A 17,173-nucleotide genomic window follows, 5' to 3' on the forward strand; every position below is an offset into this window, starting at 1 on the left:
GCCGGCCGAACTTGCGTTTCGGCCGGCCAGTGTATGCAGACGGATGTGCAGGTCGTGCAGGGCGTGCGGGTGGTGCGAGCGTTCGGGTGGCGCGTGTCCTCAGCGGCCCTGGAAGCGGGCCGAGGCGGACCGGGCCTTGCCGAGCTTCTGGTACAGACGGCTGCCGGGGCACTCCGTGGCGAATCCGTCCCGGTGCCCGGAGATCACGCGGAGCCTGACGTTCTTGCCCTTCTTGTACAGGTTGCCACCGCCCGACTTCAGGTAGGTAGTACCGCGCGGATTGGCTCCGTGCAGGCCGAGCTTCCACGCGGTCAGCCGGGCGATGGCGTTCACGGCCGCCTTCGGCGGGGTGGAGTAGCTGTAGGTGCCGAGGACGGCGATGCCCGTGCTGTTGGTGTTGAATCCGAGAGTGTGGGCCCCCATGACCGGCTTGGCCACACCTCCGGCACGTCCTTCGTAGATGTTTCCGCACTTGTCGATGGCGAAGTTGTAGCCGAGGTCGCGCCAGCCGCTGCTCTTCACGTGGAACCGGTAGATGCTGCGGATCACCGCGGCGGACTGTGAGCAGCGGTAGTAGTTGCCGGTCGCGCTGTGGTGGACGAAGGCGGCCTTCACCGTCTTCGTGTACGCGAAGCGCTTCTCGCGGAGCTTCTCGTCGGCGCCCCAGCCCTTGCGGGTGATGATGCGCGGTCGCGGCCCGATGTACGGGCGGGCCTGGGGCTCCGCCTTGCCGCCGCGCGCGGCGATGAGGTCGTCCTCCGTCTGCCGCTTCGTCAGGGCGGGGATCACGGAGGCGCCGATGGGTGCGAGGTCCGCGTTGACGGCGGAGGACGCGGCGGACAGCTCGCTCGCCGAGGGGGCGCGCGGTGCCTTGCGCCCGGGGGGCTGTGCGGGCGGGTCCTCCCCCGGGTCGACGAGCTCCAGGCGGAGGCCTTCGGGGAGGAGGGCGGGTGGGGAGGGGTTCGCGGGTTGTGACGGGTCCGTGGGCTGTGAGGGGGCCTTGAGTTGTGAGGGGGCCGTGGGCTGTGAGGGGGCCGTGGGTTGCGAGGGTTTCGCGGGGCCTGATGGGCTCGCGGGTTCTGACCGGTTCGCGGGTTCCGCTCGTACGCGGATCTCCACGCCGTCCGAGTCGCCGACCCACAGCGGCGCGGTCGAGCCGCGGACCGTGCCCGCGGCGCGTTCCGGGGTGTCGGGGTCGGCGGCGTGCTCGTGGTTGTGCGTCTCCAGGTGCTGCCAGGCGGACCAGGTGGTGGTGCCGGTCGCGCGCGTGCGGACCTGGACCGTGCCGTGCAGCTCGGCTTCGGGGTCGTCCCAGACGACGCCCACCAGGGAGAAGGGGCGGACATCGCGCCGGCCGAGGCCCTGTTCGTGCGCCCCGGACGAGCCGAGTGCGCGGTCGGAGGCGAGTGGGGTGAGCGGGATGGACTGGGTGCTGCCGGGGACCGCCTCCGTGGCGGGCCCGGCCGCCGACGGTGCGCCGGGCGCCGCGGCTCGGGCGCCGGACGACGGCAGTGTGAGGGGCAGGGCCAGAGCGGCCGCGCACGTGACGCCGATCGAGGAAGCTAGAAATCCACGCATACGTACGATCGTTGGCATAGCGGTGCATTTCTGTCCATTGGGAAACTGACGGGGCGTCGGCCAAGTGTGGGCGATCCGGTCACGCGGCACTCCCCCGCCACGCCGGGGGCGCGCGGTGGTCCGCGTACGCTTGCGCCCGTGAACGCCAACGACCGCACCCCTGCCGACCTGCTGCGATCCGCGCTCGCCTCGGACCCGGGCCGCCCACTGGTCACCTTCTACGACGACGCCACCGGTGAGCGGGTGGAATTGTCCGTCGCCACCTTCGCCAATTGGGTGGCCAAGACGGCCAACCTGCTTCAGGGCGACCTCTCCGCGGAGCCGGGCGACCGGGCCGTGCTGCTGCTGCCCGCGCACTGGCAGACGGCCGTGTGGCTGCTCGCCTGTTCGTCGGTGGGTGTGGTCGCGGACGTGGGCGGCGATCCCGCGTCGGCGGATCTCGTCGTGAGCGGGCCGGACTCGTTGGACGCGGCGCGGGCGTGCTCCGGGGAGCGCATCGCTCTTGCGCTGCGGCCTCTTGGGGGGCGCTTTCCACAGCCGCCGGATGGCTTCGCCGATTATGCGGTGGAGGTGCCGGGGCAGGGGGACCGGTTCGCTCCGTACGCCCCTGTGGACCCGGACGAGGTCGCACTCGTCGTCGACGGGGTCGAGCTGACGGGGGCGGAGGTTGTCGCTCGGTCGCGGGAGGACGCGGGGCGGTTGGGGCGGCCCGGGGGCGGTGAGGGCGGGGTTCGTGTGCTGTCCGGGCTTTCCTACGGGACGTGGGACGGGCTCAGTGCGGGGCTTTTCGCTGCGCTGGCCGGGGGTGGTTCTGTGGTGCTTTGCCGGAACCTGGAGCGGTTGGGGGACGGTGGGCTGGAGAAGCGGGTGGAGGATGAGCGGGTGGGGGTCGTGCGGCGGTAGGCCTTGGACCGGGGGCTGAGGCCCCCTCCGAGTGCGGGTCCGTCGTGGCCGGTCGCGCAGTTCCCCGCGCCCCCGAAAACCCGCCCGCGCCGTTCCCGCCTCCCCCGTTCGGCGCAACGTCTCCCCCGGTCCAGAGGCCCACCGCGTCGGTGCGGGTCATGGTCGTAGTGGACGCAGTACGCAGCTACGTAGCCGTGAGGGGTGGATGCGCGCGTGAGTGAGGATGTCGGCAGCCACTCCGGGGGCGGGGACAGTGGGGCGGGAGCGCCCCATGGGCCCGGTGCGGGCGCCAGTGCCAGTGGGGTGGGGCGGAGGCGGCGCTGGGCACGGTACTGCGCCGTGGGCGTCGCCGTCGTCGTGCTCGGTGTCGGCGGCCTCGGATGGGCCGCGTATCAGAAGCTCAACGGGAACATCACCACGGACACGGACGCCGCCGCCGAGCTCGCCCGCTACGACAAGGAGCGGCCCACCCCGCTCGTGCACGACGCGCAGAACATTCTGCTGCTCGGTTCCGACACCCGCGCCGGACAGGGCAACCGCAAGTACGGCAGGGACCCCGGCACCGAGCGCTCCGACACCACGATCCTGCTGCACCTGGCCGCCGACCGGCGCAGCGCGACCGCCGTGTCGATCCCGCGCGACCTGATGGTGGACATCCCCAGCTGCCGCAAGCCGGACGGCTCCCGGACGCAGCCGCAGTTCGCGCAGTTCAACTGGGCCTTCGAGTTCGGCGGGACCGCCTGCACGATCCGTACCGTCGAGAAGCTCACCGACATCCGCGTCGACCACCACATGGTCGTGGACTTCGCGGGGTTCAAGGACATGGTCGACGCCGTTGACGGCGTGCAGGTCTGCCTGCGGGCGCCGATCGACGACTCCGACGCACACGTGAAGCTCGCGCCGGGACTGCGGACCCTCAACGGCGAACAGGCCCTGGGTTTTGTGCGCGCCCGCAAGAGCCTGGGCAATGGCAGCGACACCGACCGGATGGACCGTCAGCAGGAGTTCCTCGGCGCGCTCGTCAACAAGGTGCAGAGCAATGACGTCCTGCTGAATCCGACGAAGCTGTATCCCGTTCTCGACGCGGCGACTTCCTCGCTGACGACCGACCCGGGACTCGCGAGTCTGCGGGGTTTGTACGAACTGGTGCGCGGCATGCGCAATATCCCCACGGAACGGGTGCAGTTCCTCACGGTGCCGCGCCAGTCGTACACGTACGACGTCAATCGCGACGAGCTCGTCGAGCCCGCGGCCAAAGAGCTCTTCGCGCGGCTGCGCGCGGACGCCCCCGTGACCGTCGACCCGCGACAGCCGGCGGAACAGGCCCGCCAGGAATCGTCGGAGAGCGCGTACGAAGAGGGCGACGACGGAGCCGGTGAGTACGAGAGCGGTGACGAGAAGCCCGACGATCCCTCGGAGACGCCGTCACCCGCCCCGACATTCCGGGGCAACACGGCCGCCCGATCCACCTGTGAGTAAAACGATCCCCAAGGGAAGGGCTCGCCCCACTAAGAAATAGGGCGGATTGCCCAGTTGTAGGGGAGTGGAATTTGTCACCGGCGTCGTTCGACGCTGAACTGGGCGGATAGTGTGAGCGATCCGGTGCGCCAAGGCCCTCTCGGCCATGCACCGCTGAACCTGACCGAGCGCCTTCTTGAGGGGGGAAAGGCGCCGCGTGGCCCCGACGGAGGACGCAAACAACCGTGGACGCGCAAGGCCGTGGGCGGGCGGAGAACATCGACCCCGCAGACCAGTGGGTTCTCAACCCGGACACCGGTGACTACGAACTGCGACTGAGCCCCTCCGCTGGGCAGTCGTCGGTGCCAGGACCCCGTGGATCGTCACCCCGGCAAGGCGGCCACGGCCGCTCCGCGCCGGGCCGTGAGCGCTCCCGTCCCGACGAGCGCGACGAGCGCCGCGAGGTGCCGGGGCAGCGCAGGCGTCGCGTGAAGGAGCCGGAGCCCGGTTCCGGCGGCCGGCGCAAGCAGAACCCCCGCAAGTCCAAGGGCAAGCCCAAGTCCAAGGGCAAGAAGGTGATGGTCTGGACGGGCGGCACGCTGGCCTTCCTGCTCGTCGCGGGCTGCACCGGGGGCTATCTGTACTACCAGCACCTGAACGACAACATCACGTCGATAGACGATGACGGGGCGGGCACCGGCGGTTTCAGCAAGGACCGCGCCATCAACATCCTCGTGATGGGCACGGACAAGCGCAGCGGCAGCGGCAACAAGGGGTACGGCGACGAGGGAAGCGCCGGTCACGCCGACACGACGATCCTGCTGCACGTCTCCAAGGACCGTACGAACGCGACCGCGCTCAGCATCCCGCGCGACATGATCGTCGACATTCCGGACTGCCCGACGAAGCAGAAGGACGGCAGCGAGAAGGTCATTCCGGGCAGTCAGAAAGTCCGCTTCAACGAAAGCCTCGGCCAGAGCGACCGCACGCCGAGCTGCACCATGCGCACGGTCACCAAGATCACCGGCATGAAGATGGACCACTTCATGGTGGCCGACTTCAACGCGGTGAAGACGCTCTCCAGCGCCGTCGGCGGCGTGGACGTCTGCCTCGCCAAGGACATCGACGACCCGAAGTCGCACCTGAAGCTCTCCAAGGGCAAGCACACGATCGAGGGTGAGGACGCGCTCGCGTTCGTCCGCACACGCCACTCCGTGGGCACCGGCGGCGACTTGAGCCGTATCGAGCTGCAGCAGCAGTTCCTCAGCGCGCTCATGCGCAAGCTCAAGTCGAACGACACCCTCACCAACCCGAAGAAGATGTTCAGCCTCGCGGAGGCGGGCACCGAGGCCCTCACCGTCGACTCCACGATCGCCGACATCATGAAGCTCAAGGACCTCGGCATGGAGCTGGGCAAGCTCGACATGAAGAACCTGAGCTTCGCCACGGTGCCGGTCATCGACAACCCGGCCGAGACGGTTCACACCACGGTCGTGCCGGACCCGGTCAAGTCCGAGCAGCTCTTCGCGATGATGCGCGCCGACCAGTCGCTCACCGTGGTGAAGAAGAGGGAGAAGAAGGAGAAGGCCGCGGTGGCCGCCCGGCTCAAGGGTCCCAAGGCCGACGCCTCCGACGTGCGCGTCGACATCTACAACGGCAGCGGGAAAACGGGCGCCGCTCAGACAACTCTCACGTGGCTGCAGAACACTGGGGGCGTGCTCAAGTCCAGCCAGCTGGGGAACGCGCCCTCGGACATCAAGAAGACGACGCTCGAGTACGCGCCTGACCAGGCGGACCAGGCCCGTCGGCTCGCCGACATCATGGGTCTGTCCGGCGCCGCCCTCAAGCCGGGCAAGAGCGAGAAGAACGCACAGGGCCTGCCGGCCATGAAGCTGACGCTCGGCGGAGACTTCAAGGGCGCGGGGGTGCCCATTGATGCCTCTTCGAAGGCACCGAAGGACATCAAGAAGGTCGGAGCGGACAAGGTTATGTGCGCCAAGTGACCTGAAGCGGTCGTTCTGCGTCTAACAATGCGCCAAGGCGTCGAGCAGCGAGCGTCAAGGTGCCGCGGAACGACCGCAGTTCATGAATGGGGCGGGGAGGGGCTGGGGATGAGGCAGAACAGCGTGCGTAAGGAGGGGGCGCGACGACGCGCTCCGCACGCAAGTGATCACGGCTGGGACGAGAGCAGGGACGAGGGCTCGAGCGAGAGTCCGGGTGAGGGCCCGAGCGCGGGTCCGCGCGAGGGCCGGGGCGAGGGCCGGGGCGAGGGGTCCCGCAAGGCCTCTCGGGAGGGCCGAGGCCGTTCCGCGAAGGCGTCGAAAGGCGGCGGCGAACCCCCTGAGGGCAGCGCCCGGCACCGTCGCGGCGCGCGCGGCGGGGCACGTCCGCCGCGCCGCAAGCGCCGTGTCCTGCGCTGGTCGGCGACGATCCTGTCGGTCCTGATACTCGGCACGGCCGGCGCCGGATACCTCTACTACCAGCACCTCAACGGCAACCTCGAGACGGACGACCTGAACCTCGGCGAGCACCGGGCGCCCGAGCCCACACCCAACGCCGCCGGCCAGACCCCGCTGAACATCCTGCTCATCGGGTCGGACGCACGCGACTCCAAGGCGAACCAGAAGCTCGGCGGCGCCAAGGACACGTTCGGTTCCCCGCCCCTCGCGGACGTGCAGATGCTGCTGCACGTCTCGGCCGACCGCAGCAACATGTCGGTCGTCAGCATGCCCCGCGACACCCTGCTGCAGATCCCCAAGTGCACCGACCCGGACGACGGCAAGGTCTATCCGGAGACCGGCCCCAAGTACATGACGAACGAGTCGCTCGGCCGCGGCGGCCCCGGCTGCACCGTCGCCACCTGGGAGAAGCTCACCAACATCCACATCGACCACTTCATGATGGTCGACTTCGCGGGTGTGGTCTCCATGGCGGACGCCATCGGCGGCGTACCGGTGTGCGTGGACAAGAACATCCACTCGCGCACCAGGGAGGGCAAGGGCTCGGGTCTGAAGCTGAAGAAGGGCACCACCGAGATCCAGGGCGAACAGGCCCTGCAGTGGCTGCGCACCCGTTACGGCTTCGAGGGCGGCACCGACATCAGCCGCGCCAAGGCCCAGCACATGTACATGAACGCGCTGGTCCGCAAGCTCCGCGAGAACACCGGCCTGACCAGCCCCAACCAGCTGCGCAAGCTCGCCGAGGAGGCGACGAACGCGCTGACGGTGGACGACGGTCTGGGCAGCCCCAAGAAGCTGTACGACCTGGGCAACGAGCTCAAGAAGGTATCGCCGAGCCGTACGACGATGACCACCATGCCGTTCGACTACGCCGGCGCGCGCGTCGTCCCCAAGCCCGGTGACGCGGAGCAGCTCTTCCGGCTGGTCCGCGACGACGTCCCGCTGGACGGCAAGGGCAAGAAGAAGAAGGCCAAGGAGAAGGTGTCGGACGACCCTGCCGCCGCGGACGGCGAGATCGCGGTGCAGGTCCAGAACGGCACGCGCAGCACCACGGAGCCACCGGTCAGCGGCCGGGCGTCCACGGTGGCCCAGCTCCTCGTGGGCAAGGGCTTCAAGAAGGCGACGCCGGACTCGTCGGCGGCGCTCGCCGAGGAGAAGACGGTCGTCCGCTACCCCAGCGCGGACCTGGAGGGCGACGCCCAGCGGGTCGCCAAGTCCCTCGGTCTTCCGCTGAGCGCGGCGAAGAAGTCGACGGACGTCTCGGGGGTGACGTTGATCGTCGGCGCCGACTGGCGCGAGGGCGACGCGCCGCCCAAGGCCAAGAAGAAGGACGACAGCACGCCGGAATCGGCGGACGCGCTCAGCGGGTCCGACAAGAAGGCGTGCATGAAGGTCGACCCGAACTTCACCTGGTAACCCGCCTGGCGACCCTCCCCAGGACGCGCGAAGGGCCCCGGCACCGTGCCGGGGCCCTCGTCGTGCACGTAACCGCGTGACCGCGAAACCGTGCACTCGCGTACTCGCTACGCCTCCTGCCGCTGCCCCAGCACCGCCGGGCGGCGCGAGGCGATGACCCGCCTGGCCAGCGAGCGCGGGCTCGTGAGGAAGCCCCAGCCCCACGACATGTGCATGGTCGCGAGGGCCACCGGGATCTGCAGGCGCGCCTTCAGGGGCAGGCCCTTGCCGGCCGGGACGGAACCGGCGGCGATGGCCGCGAGGTAGCCGCCGGGGACCACGAAGCCCCACGGCGTGAGGGCCGCGCCCACGACGACGCCCGCGGCGATCGCGCAGACCGCGGTCGGCGGCGCGAGGTAGCGGAGGTTGAGGGAGCCTTCGTGGTAGCGGGCGACGACGTGGCGCCACCTGCCGTAGTCCTTGTACTGCTTGGCGAGCGCCCTGACGCTCGGCCGCGGGCGGTAGGAGACCTTCAGCTCGGGCGAGAACCAGATCAGACCGCCGGCCTCGCGGATGCGGAAGTTCAGCTCCCAGTCCTGGGCGCGGATGAACTCTTCGTTGTAGCCGCCCTGCTGCTCCAGGGCCTCGCGGCGGAAGACACCGAGGTAGACCGTCTCGGCCTCCTGTGCGTCGCCGCCGGTGTGGAAGGCGGCGTTGCCGACGCCGATCTTCGAGGTCATGGCGGCGGCCACCGCCTGCTCCCAGGCGTTGGTGCCCTGGGCGTGCATGATGCCGCCGACGTTCATCGCGCCCGTCTCCTCGAGGAGGCGGACGGCCGTCGTGATGTAGCCGGGCGAGAGCGCGGCGTGGCCGTCGACGCGCACCACGATCGGGTGACGTGAGGCCTTGATGGCGGCGTTGAGCGCCGCGGGCGTGCGCCCCGTCGGGTTCGGGACCGTGTGCACCCGCCCCCAGACCTTCGACTCGGTTTCGCGGACCAGCTCGGCGGCGATCTCGTCCGTGCGGTCGGTCGAGGGGCCGAGCGCGACGACGACCTCCAGCTCGCCCGCGTACTCCTGCCGCAGGATCGCGTGCACGGCCTCGCGCAGATGCCGCTCCTCGTTGAGGACGGGCATGATCACGGATACGGCCGGCGGCGGTACCTCGGACTTCGCGTTCATCACGCGTCACGTTACCGCGAACGGGGGACACGGGTGCGCGCCGTCCGGGTCGCTACCCCGGGCCGCATTTCGTATGGCCTTACGTTTCTCGGGTTACCGGCTCGTCCTCAACCGGGCCACGGCCCGTCTCGCGGAGGTGCCCCGCACGTGCCCACACCGCCCCGCCGCTCCCCCGCCCCGCCACCGCGCCGCCCCCGCCCCCCGGCTCCGAGGGCCGAGCGGGCCGTGCGCGCCGAGCGGGTTCCCCGGAAGTCCGTGGGGCGGCGCAGACGGCCGCGGTGGGCCATGCGCCTGGCGACCGGCTTCTCCGTGACGGTCCTCGTCGCGGCCGGCATCGGGCACGCGGTCGTGACGGGCCTGGACACCGGCATCAAGCGGGTCGACGCCTTCCGGGACATGAAGAACAGGCCGGAGGCGGGCAACGGCATGAACGTGTTGCTCGTCGGGACCGACGGCCGCGACAAGCTCTCCCCCGAGGACAAGCAGAAGTACCGCCTGGGCGGTGCGCCCTGCCACTGCACGGACACGATCATGATCGTGCACATCTCGGAGGACAGGGACCGCGCCAGCGTCGTGAGCCTGCCCCGGGACAGCTACGCCGACCTGCCCGCGCACACCGACAGGACCACGCGCGAGCAGCACCACGAGCACCCGAACAAGATCAACGCGGCGTACGCGGAGGGCGGTCCGAACCTCACGGTGCGCACCGTCGAGCACATGACGAAGGTCAAGATCGACCATTACCTGGAGGTCGACTTCACCAGCTTCATGAAGACCGTGGACGTGCTCGGCGGCGTGGAGATCTGCACGGCACGGCCGCTCCAGGACTCGCACACCGGCCTGAACCTGGCCGAGGGCACGCACCTCATGAACGGCGGCGAGGCGCTGCAGTACGTCCGTTCCCGATACGTCGACGGGGCGTCGGACCTCGGCCGCATGCAGCGCCAGCAGCGCTTCCTCGCGGCGCTCATCGCCAAGGCGACGGGCAGCGGCGTGCTCCTGAACCCGGTCAAGTTCCGCGACGTGACGCTGACGCTGCTCGGCGCGGTCCGCGCGGACAACGGTTTCGGGACGGACGAGATCCTCGACCTCGGGCGGGCGATGCGGGGCTTCTCGCCGTCGTCGTCGGAGTTCACGACCGTGCCGCTGAGCGACAAGGGGACGAACATCCCGGGCATCGGTTCGACGCTCGTCTGGCATCCGCAGAAGTCCGAGAAGCTGTTCGACGCGCTGCGCGAGGACCGTCCGCTGGCAGTGCGCCACGGCAAGGGCAGGGCCACCCTGGTCGGCGTCGCACCGCAGCAGATCCGGGTCCAGGTCGACAACGGCACGGGCGACCCGGAGCTCGGCAAGCGGGTCGACGCGGCGCTGGCCAAGACCGGTTTCCGGACCTCGCAGCTGCCGGGGAACGTGCCGGGGGCGGCGGCCAGGCCGGCGCAGAGGACGGTCGTCGCGTACGACCCGCGGTGGGACCGGTCGGCGAAGGCACTGGCCACGGCTCTGCCGGGGAGCGAGCTGCGGGAGGTGCCGGGGCAGGGAGCGACCTTGAAGGTGATCGCGGGGACGGACTTCAAGGAGGTCCGACGGGTGCGCGCCGAGGATGTGCGGCTGGGCGAGTTCGGCGCGGTGACCGGCGACGAGGTGGTCTGCCCCTGAGGGGCGGACCCAGTGATCAGTCCTCGAAGCCCTCCGCCGCGCGGGACTCGCGCAGCTCCTTGATCGCGCGGCGGCGGGCGAGGCGGTGGGTGCGGCGGATCTGGGCCTCCTGGTAGCGGCGCCGGTCGCGGTCGGTCTCGGGGACGACCGGGGGGACCGTGCGGGGCTTGCCGTCCGCGTCGACGGCGGCGAAGACCAGGTAGGCGGAGCCGACCTGCTGGGCGGGCGTCGACTCGTTCCAGCGCTCGGCGAGGACCCGGACGCCGACCTCCATGGAGCTGCGCCCGGTCCAGTTGACCTGGGCCTTCACATGGACCAGGTCGCCGACCCTGACCGGCTCGAGGAACACCATCTCGTCCATGGACGCGGTGACGGCGGGGCCGCCGGAGTGGCGTCCGGCGACGGCGCCCGCCGCGTCGTCCACCAGTTTCATGATCACGCCACCGTGCACCGTACCGAGGAGGTTGGTGTCGTTGTGGGTCATGATGTGGCTGAGCGTGGTGCGGGATGCCGAGGTCGGCTTGCCCGGAATCTCCGATTCCGGATGTGGAGCCTGGTCTGTCATGCCCTCCACCCTATGCCGGACGTATGACCGAGCCCTCCCCGGCCGCTTTGCATCAGCTCTGCAACAGGCATGACCCGAATTCCCGACCGCCCTGTAAGGCGCGGCCCCGGAGGCGGCAGACTGGGCCACATGAGCGATTGGCCTGACGATCAGGGTGGCGGCCGGGGATACGGCCGCGGCAGCGGGAACTCCCAGCCCGAGGGTGCCCGTGCGATGCGGCACGTCCAGCGCGGCCGGCCCTCCCGTCCGGCCGGACCACCGCCCGGCGGGGTCCCGCAGCAGACGTCGTACGACGACGGGTACGACGAGCCGCGCGGCAACGGCCAGCCGTACGGCGACGCACGCGACGAGGTCTTCGAGCCGCGCGCCGCGCGCCGGGACCCGTACGCGCAGAACCGGGACCAGGGCTACGACAGCGGCTACAACACCGGCCAGGTCTACGGCAGGCCCGCCGCGGGCGACGGCGGCGGTCCCGGCGGCGACGGACGCCCGCCGCGTGCCGCGCGCCCCGCGCCGAACTGGCGCAAGCGGATCAAGTGGACCGCTATCACGCTGGTCAGCGTGCTGGTCGTGACCTCCGTCATCACGTACTTCTGGGCCGACTCCAAGCTCAAGCGCGAGGTCGACCTCTCCAAGGTCATCGAGCGGCCCGAAGGCGGCGCGGGCACGAACTACCTGATCGTGGGCTCCGACAGCCGCGAGGGCATGACCGCCGAGGACAAGAAGCGCCTCCACACGGGCTCGGCCGACGGCAAGCGCACGGACTCGATGATGATCCTGCACGTCGCGGACGACGGCGGGAACACGATGATCTCGCTCCCCCGCGACTCGAACGTCACGATCCCCTCGTTCAAGGGCGCCGAGTCCGGCAAGCTCTACCCGAACCAGGGCCGCCAGACGAAGCTCAACGCCGCGTACGCGGAGGACGGCCCCGAACTTCTCGTGCGGACCGTCGAGTACAACACCGGCCTGAGGATCGACCACTACGCGGAGATCGGCTTCGGCGGCTTCGCCAAGATCGTGGACGCGGTCGGCGGCGTCGAGATGGACATCCCCAAGGCCTTCAAGGACAAGTGGTCGGGCGCCGACTTCGAGAAGGGCAAGCAGACGCTCGACGGCCAGGAAGCCCTGGCCTTCGTCCGCACCCGGCACGCCTTCTCCAGCGACCTGGACCGCACCAAGAACCAGCAGAAGTTCCTCGCGGCCCTGGCCCACCAGGCGGCGACGCCCGGCACGGTCATGAACCCGTTCAAGCTGTACCCGACGATGGGCGCGGGCCTGGACACACTGGTCGTCGACAAGGACATGGGCCTGTTCGACGTGGCCTCCATGTTCTGGGCGATGAAGGGCGTGACCGGCGGCGAGGGCAAGTCGATGAACATGCCGATCTCGGGCTCCGTCGGCGGCAACCTCGTCTGGGACAAGGCCAAGGTCAAGCAGCTCGTCAAGGAGCTCAACAACGACGAGAAGGTGACGGTCTCGGACAACCGGTGACGCCGTCGACCGCTCACGTGTGAGAGGGCCCCGCCGACCCGGGTCGGCGGGGCCCTTCCGCGTACCGCCACGGCCGCTCCGTACCCCGAACGCTCCGTCCGCCGCGAAGCCGTGGCCGCGCCGTGCCACGGTTTATTCGCACTGCCACCCGCCGAGCCGACGTCCGGAGCACCTGCCATGGCAGACCTGCAGGAGGAATTCAGCGCCACCGCCGAGGCGGGGGCGCTCGACCAGGCCCTCGTCCCGCCCGACCCCGTGCCCGACCCCGCCCTCGTGACCGCGCCCGGCACCGACACGGTCCGCTGCGCCTCCCCTGTGGACCGGGCCCGCACCCTGCTCGCCGCCCACCCCGTCGCCGACGGCTACAGCGGGCTGCCGTGGGCGCTGCGCGAGCTGCCCTGGCACGACTTCGAGACCGGCGACAGCGCTCTGGAGGGCGACGTGCCGCGGCTGCGCGCCGGCCGGGTCGGCGCGCAGTTCTGGTCGGTGCACGTGCCGGACGGGCCGAGCGGCGACCGCATCGTCCGCACGACGCTCGAACAGATCGACCTCGTCAAGCACGTCGTCGCCACCCACTCCGACGCGCTGCGGCTCGCCCGCAACGCCTCGGAGACCGCCGACGCCCGCAACTGCGGCCGCATCGCCACCCTGATCGGACCGGCCCGCGGCGCCGCGCTCGGCGACTCGCTGGGCACGCTGCGGGCGCTGCACAGCCTGGGCCTGTGCGTGGTCACGCTCTGCGGGACGTCGTGGGCGGGCGAGGGCGGTCTGACGCCGTTCGGCGAGGAGGTCGTCAGGGAGATGAACCGGCTCGGGGTCCTCGCCGATCTGTCGGGCGCCTCCGAGGTGACCGCGCGGCGGGTCCTCGCCGTCTCCAAGGCGCCGGTGGTCTTCATGCGCTCCGGGGCCCGCGCCCTGTACGACCATCCGGCGAACCTCTCGGACGGTCTCCTCGCGGAGGTGGGCGCCGCCAAGGGCCTGGTCCTCGTCCCGCTCGCCGCCGGGCGGACGGGGCCGACGGTGCGCACGGCGGCCGACCACCTCGACCACGTGCGCCGGATCGCGGGTCCTGAGTGCGTCGGCATCTCCGGCACGCACGACACCCGCGAGACGCACCCGGAGGGTCTCACGGACCCGTCGTGCCACCCTCGGCTGATCGCCGAGCTCGTCGAACGCGGCTGGTCCGAGGCCGAGTTGGCGATGCTCACCTGGGGCAACGTCCAACGGGCCCTGCGCGGCGCGGACTTCACCGCGCGGGCGACGCGGGAACGGCGTTCCGCTTCGACGGCGACGATAGACCGACTGGACGGGTGAGCCCCGCCCGGCCGGCCTGTCGTCCGGCAGGGCCCGTCAGGGGATCTTGCAGAGGCAGAACGGGTGCCCCACGGGGTCGGCGTAGACGCGGAAGTCACGCCTGCCGTTGTCGTCGTCCAGGTCGAGGGGGGTCGCGCCGAGCGCGAGCACCTTCTCCTGGGCGGCGTCGATCTCCTCGTCGGTGCGTCCCGCGTCCAGGTCCAGGTGGACCTGTTGCGCGTTGACGTCGGAGCGCGGCCACTCCGGCGGGCGCAGGCCCTCGACCTTCTGGAACGACACCTTGACGCGGCCGGGCGACACGAGGTCGACCCAGTCCCCGTCCTCTTCGATGGTGCCGCCGATGACGGCGGCGTAGAACTCGGCGAGTGCGCGCGGGTCCGGGCAGTCCAGGACCACGTTGCGCAGGCGGGCGATGGGTTCTGTCATATCCCTGTCCATGCCCTCCATGGTCACTCTCAGGCCGCGGGCCTGCCCATCGCGCGGTACGTCCAGCCCGCGGCGCGCCACGTCCAGGGGTCCAGGGCGTTGCGGCCGTCCAGGATGAGCGGGGCGGCCGCCGCGGCGGCGAGCTCCGCCGGGTCGAGCTCGCGGAACTCGCGCCACTCGGTGAGGTGCAGGACGACGTCGGCGCCGCGGACGGCGTCCAGGGCCGTCTCCGCGTACCCGAGGGTGGGGAACAGCCTGCGGGCGTTCTCCATGCCCTTCGGGTCGTAGACGGTCACCTGGCCGCCCTGGAGGTGGATCTGGCCGGCCACGTTGAGGGCCGGGGAGTCGCGTACGTCGTCCGAGTCCGGCTTGAACGTGGCGCCGAGGACCGCGACCCGCTTGCCGAGGAAGGATCCGCCGCCGAGCGCCTCGCGCGCCATCTCGACCATCTGGCCGCGCCGCCGCATGTTGATGGAGTCGATCTCGCGCAGGAAGGTCAGGGCCTGGTCCGCGCCGAGCTCGCCGGCCCGCGCCATGAACGCGCGGATGTCCTTGGGCAGGCAGCCGCCGCCGAAGCCGATGCCGGCCCGCAGGAACTTCTTGCCGATGCGGTCGTCGTGGCCGAGGGCCTCCGCGAGCTTCACGACGTCGCCGCCCGCGGCCTCGCAGACCTCGGCCATGGCGTTGATGAAGGAGATCTTCGTGGCGAGGAACGAGTTCGCGGAGGTCTTCACGAGCTCCGAGGTCGGGAAGTCCGTGACGACGAACGGCGAGCCCTCGCCGATGGGCGACGCGTACACCTCGCGCAGCAGCTTCTCCGCGCGCTCGCTGCGCACGCCGACGACGATCCGGTCGGGGTGCAGCGTGTCGTTGACGGCGAAGCCCTCGCGCAGGAACTCGGGGTTCCAGGCCAGCTCGACCTCGTCGCCCGCCGGGGCGAGCTCCGCGAGGCGGGACGCGAGGCGGTCCGCGCTGCCCACCGGGACGGTGGACTTGCCGACGACCAGGGAGGCCTTGGTCAGGTGCTTGGCGAGGGACTCCAGGGCGTTGTCGACGTACGACATGTCGCACGCGTACTCACCGTGCTTCTGCGGGGTGTTCACGCAGATGAAGTGGACGTCGCCGAAGTCCGCGACCTCCGCCCAGTCCATCGTGAAGCGCAGCCGCCCGCTGGCGCCCTCGATGCCCGCGACGTGCTTGCGCAGGAGGTCCTCCAGACCGGGCTCGTACATGGGGACCTCGCCCCGCTGGAGCATCTCGATCTTCTCCGGCACCACGTCGAGCCCCAGCACCTCGAAACCGAGCTCGGCCATGGCCGCGGCGTGCGTGGCGCCGAGATAGCCGGTGCCGATCACGGTGATCTTGAGGGCCATGCGGTGCTCCAGGGGCTGTGGCGTCAGTGCGCAGACGAGCATAGTCCCGCGTGTCCGGGCCTCTCACCGGGCAGGATTCCCGCTGTCGCGAAGCTCACGTATCCGTTGCGTGGGGGGCACCACTAAAATTTGGGTTACTTAACGGTAATTAGCGTCCTTGGAGCGTGAGAGACCTTGGCCGGATCGGCTGATTTCGACCTGTACCGCCCGTCCGAGGAGCACGACATGCTCCGCGACGCGATCCGTTCGCTGGCCGAGGCGAAGATCGCGCCGTTCGCCGCCGCGGTGGACGAGGAGGCCCGCTTCCCGCAGGAGGCCCTCGACGCGCTGGTCGCGAACGACCTGCACGCCGTGCACGTCCCGGAGAGCTACGGCGGCGCGGGCGCCGACGCGCTCGCCACGGTCATCGTCATCGAGGAAGTCGCGCGCGTCTGCGCCAGCTCCTCGCTGATCCCCGCCGTCAACAAGCTCGGCTCGCTGCCGGTCATCCTCTCCGGCTCCGAGGAGCTGAAGAAGAAGTACATGACGCCGCTCGCCGGCGGCCAGGGCATGTTCTCGTACTGCCTCTCCGAGCCGGACGCCGGTTCGGACGCGGCGGGCATGAAGACCAAGGCCGTGCGCGACGGCGACTTCTGGGTGCTCAACGGCGTGAAGCGCTGGATCACCAACGCGGGCGTCTCCGAGTACTACACGGTGATGGCCGTCACCGACCCGGAGAAGCGCTCCAAGGGCATCAGCGCGTTCGTCGTCGAGAAGGGCGACGAGGGCGTCTCCTTCGGCGCGCCGGAGAAGAAGCTCGGCATCAAGGGCTCCCCGACCCGCGAGGTCTACCTCGACAACGTCCGCATCCCCGCCGACCGCATGATCGGCGAGGAGGGCACGGGCTTCGCGACCGCCATGAAGACCCTGGACCACACCCGCATCACCATCGCGGCCCAGGCTCTCGGCATCGCCCAGGGCGCGCTCGACTATGCCAAGGGGTACGTGAAGGAGCGCAAGCAGTTCGGCAAGCCGATCGCCGACTTCCAGGGCATCCAGTTCATGCTCGCCGACATGGCGATGAAGATCGAGGCGGCGCGTCAGCTGACGTACGCGGCGGCGGCCAAGTCCGAGCGCGGCGACAAGGACCTCACCTTCCAGGGCGCGGCCGCGAAGTGCTTCGCCTCGGACGTGGCGATGGAGGTCACCACGGACGCGGTGCAGCTCCTCGGCGGGTACGGGTACACCCGGGACTACCCCGTCGAGCGCATGATGCGCGACGCGAAGATCACGCAGATCTATGAGGGCACGAACCAGGTCCAGCGCATCGTGATGGCGCGCAACCTGCCGTAACTGGGTTTTCGCAGGTCATCGGCCATTTTTGATGGCTCG

At 70.4% G+C, this 17,173-nt stretch carries 13 protein-coding genes; 8 read left to right on the forward strand and 5 right to left on the reverse strand.

What is annotated here, in order from left to right; translation table 11 throughout:
• Nucleotides 1-99 precede the first annotated feature (99 nt).
• Nucleotides 100-1,578 carry a peptidoglycan recognition protein gene (locus tag DEJ47_RS15105; protein ID WP_190415426.1) on the reverse strand — a complete coding sequence of 493 codons (1,479 nt, stop codon included), beginning with the start codon at nt 1,576-1,578 and terminating at the stop codon, nt 100-102.
• Nucleotides 1,579-1,716: 138 nt separating this feature from the next.
• On the opposite strand from DEJ47_RS15105, the gene DEJ47_RS15110 reads away from it, so the two are divergent.
• The 4 genes from DEJ47_RS15110 (at nt 1,717) to DEJ47_RS15125 (ending at nt 7,814) form a co-directional block, all read left to right on the forward strand.
• Nucleotides 1,717-2,481 carry a TIGR03089 family protein gene (locus DEJ47_RS15110; protein WP_150168650.1) on the forward strand — a complete coding sequence of 255 codons (765 nt, stop codon included), beginning with the start codon at nt 1,717-1,719 and terminating at the stop codon, nt 2,479-2,481.
• 213 nt (nt 2,482-2,694) lie between these two features.
• Nucleotides 2,695-3,960, forward strand: coding sequence for an LCP family protein (locus tag DEJ47_RS15115; protein ID WP_150168652.1), 1,266 nt, complete (start codon nt 2,695-2,697; stop codon nt 3,958-3,960).
• Nucleotides 3,961-4,184: 224 nt separating this feature from the next.
• Nucleotides 4,185-5,942 (forward strand): LCP family protein, encoded by a 1,758-nt coding sequence (locus DEJ47_RS15120; RefSeq protein ID WP_150168654.1) that lies wholly within the window; start codon nt 4,185-4,187, stop codon nt 5,940-5,942.
• Between the two features lie 108 nt (nt 5,943-6,050).
• The gene (locus DEJ47_RS15125; RefSeq protein ID WP_150168656.1) at nt 6,051-7,814 is read left to right on the forward strand and encodes an LCP family protein; all 1,764 of its coding nucleotides are present in this window, start codon (nt 6,051-6,053) and stop codon (nt 7,812-7,814) included.
• A 107-nt stretch (nt 7,815-7,921) separates the two neighbouring features.
• Here DEJ47_RS15125 and DEJ47_RS15130 read toward each other — a convergent pair whose 3' ends face one another.
• Nucleotides 7,922-8,974: a glycosyltransferase family 2 protein gene (locus tag DEJ47_RS15130; RefSeq protein ID WP_150168658.1), complete on the reverse strand. Its 1,053-nt coding sequence runs from the start codon at nt 8,972-8,974 to the stop codon at nt 7,922-7,924.
• A 285-nt stretch (nt 8,975-9,259) separates the two neighbouring features.
• Here DEJ47_RS15130 and DEJ47_RS15135 point away from each other — a divergent pair, with 285 nt between their 5' ends.
• Complete coding sequence (locus tag DEJ47_RS15135; protein ID WP_398339009.1) at nt 9,260-10,630, forward strand: LCP family protein; 1,371 nt, start codon at nt 9,260-9,262, stop codon at nt 10,628-10,630.
• A 16-nt stretch (nt 10,631-10,646) separates the two neighbouring features.
• On the opposite strand, the gene DEJ47_RS15140 is transcribed toward DEJ47_RS15135, so the two are convergent.
• Nucleotides 10,647-11,195, reverse strand: coding sequence for an acyl-CoA thioesterase (locus tag DEJ47_RS15140; protein WP_150168662.1), 549 nt, complete (start codon nt 11,193-11,195; stop codon nt 10,647-10,649).
• Nucleotides 11,196-11,324: 129 nt separating this feature from the next.
• Here DEJ47_RS15140 and DEJ47_RS15145 point away from each other — a divergent pair, with 129 nt between their 5' ends.
• Nucleotides 11,325-12,689 carry an LCP family protein gene (locus DEJ47_RS15145; protein WP_150168664.1) on the forward strand — a complete coding sequence of 455 codons (1,365 nt, stop codon included), beginning with the start codon at nt 11,325-11,327 and terminating at the stop codon, nt 12,687-12,689.
• 177 nt (nt 12,690-12,866) lie between these two features.
• Complete coding sequence (locus tag DEJ47_RS15150; RefSeq protein WP_150168666.1) at nt 12,867-14,003, forward strand: dipeptidase; 1,137 nt, start codon at nt 12,867-12,869, stop codon at nt 14,001-14,003.
• Nucleotides 14,004-14,039: 36 nt separating this feature from the next.
• Here the strand turns inward: DEJ47_RS15150 and DEJ47_RS15155 are convergent, their stop codons facing one another.
• Both DEJ47_RS15155 and DEJ47_RS15160 read right to left on the reverse strand, forming a co-directional pair.
• Nucleotides 14,040-14,429 (reverse strand): VOC family protein, encoded by a 390-nt coding sequence (locus DEJ47_RS15155; RefSeq protein WP_150168668.1) that lies wholly within the window; start codon nt 14,427-14,429, stop codon nt 14,040-14,042.
• Between the two features lie 29 nt (nt 14,430-14,458).
• Entirely contained in the window at nt 14,459-15,802 is a 1,344-nt protein-coding gene (locus DEJ47_RS15160) for a UDP-glucose dehydrogenase family protein (protein WP_150168670.1), read from the reverse strand.
• 174 nt (nt 15,803-15,976) lie between these two features.
• Between DEJ47_RS15160 and DEJ47_RS15165 the strand changes: the two genes are divergently transcribed.
• A complete protein-coding gene (locus tag DEJ47_RS15165) occupies nt 15,977-17,134 on the forward strand; it encodes an acyl-CoA dehydrogenase (protein WP_150168672.1) in 1,158 nt (385 codons plus the stop codon).
• Nucleotides 17,135-17,173: the final 39 nt, after the last annotated feature.

Origin of the sequence: Streptomyces venezuelae, assembly GCF_008642355.1 — a bacterium.
Lineage (GTDB): Bacteria > Actinomycetota > Actinomycetes > Streptomycetales > Streptomycetaceae > Streptomyces > Streptomyces venezuelae_B.

Coding starts and splice junctions, on each gene's coding strand:
- DEJ47_RS15105 (WP_190415426.1), bottom strand. CDS start 1,578: ATGCGTGGATTTCTAGCTTCCTCGATCGGCGTCACGTGCGCGGCCGCT.
- DEJ47_RS15125 (WP_150168656.1), top strand. CDS start 6,051: ATGAGGCAGAACAGCGTGCGTAAGGAGGGGGCGCGACGACGCGCTCCG.
- DEJ47_RS15130 (WP_150168658.1), bottom strand. CDS start 8,974: ATGAACGCGAAGTCCGAGGTACCGCCGCCGGCCGTATCCGTGATCATG.
- DEJ47_RS15135 (WP_398339009.1), top strand. CDS start 9,260: ATGCGCCTGGCGACCGGCTTCTCCGTGACGGTCCTCGTCGCGGCCGGC.
- DEJ47_RS15140 (WP_150168662.1), bottom strand. CDS start 11,195: ATGACAGACCAGGCTCCACATCCGGAATCGGAGATTCCGGGCAAGCCG.
- DEJ47_RS15145 (WP_150168664.1), top strand. CDS start 11,325: ATGAGCGATTGGCCTGACGATCAGGGTGGCGGCCGGGGATACGGCCGC.
- DEJ47_RS15150 (WP_150168666.1), top strand. CDS start 12,867: ATGGCAGACCTGCAGGAGGAATTCAGCGCCACCGCCGAGGCGGGGGCG.
- DEJ47_RS15155 (WP_150168668.1), bottom strand. CDS start 14,429: ATGACAGAACCCATCGCCCGCCTGCGCAACGTGGTCCTGGACTGCCCG.
- DEJ47_RS15160 (WP_150168670.1), bottom strand. CDS start 15,802: ATGGCCCTCAAGATCACCGTGATCGGCACCGGCTATCTCGGCGCCACG.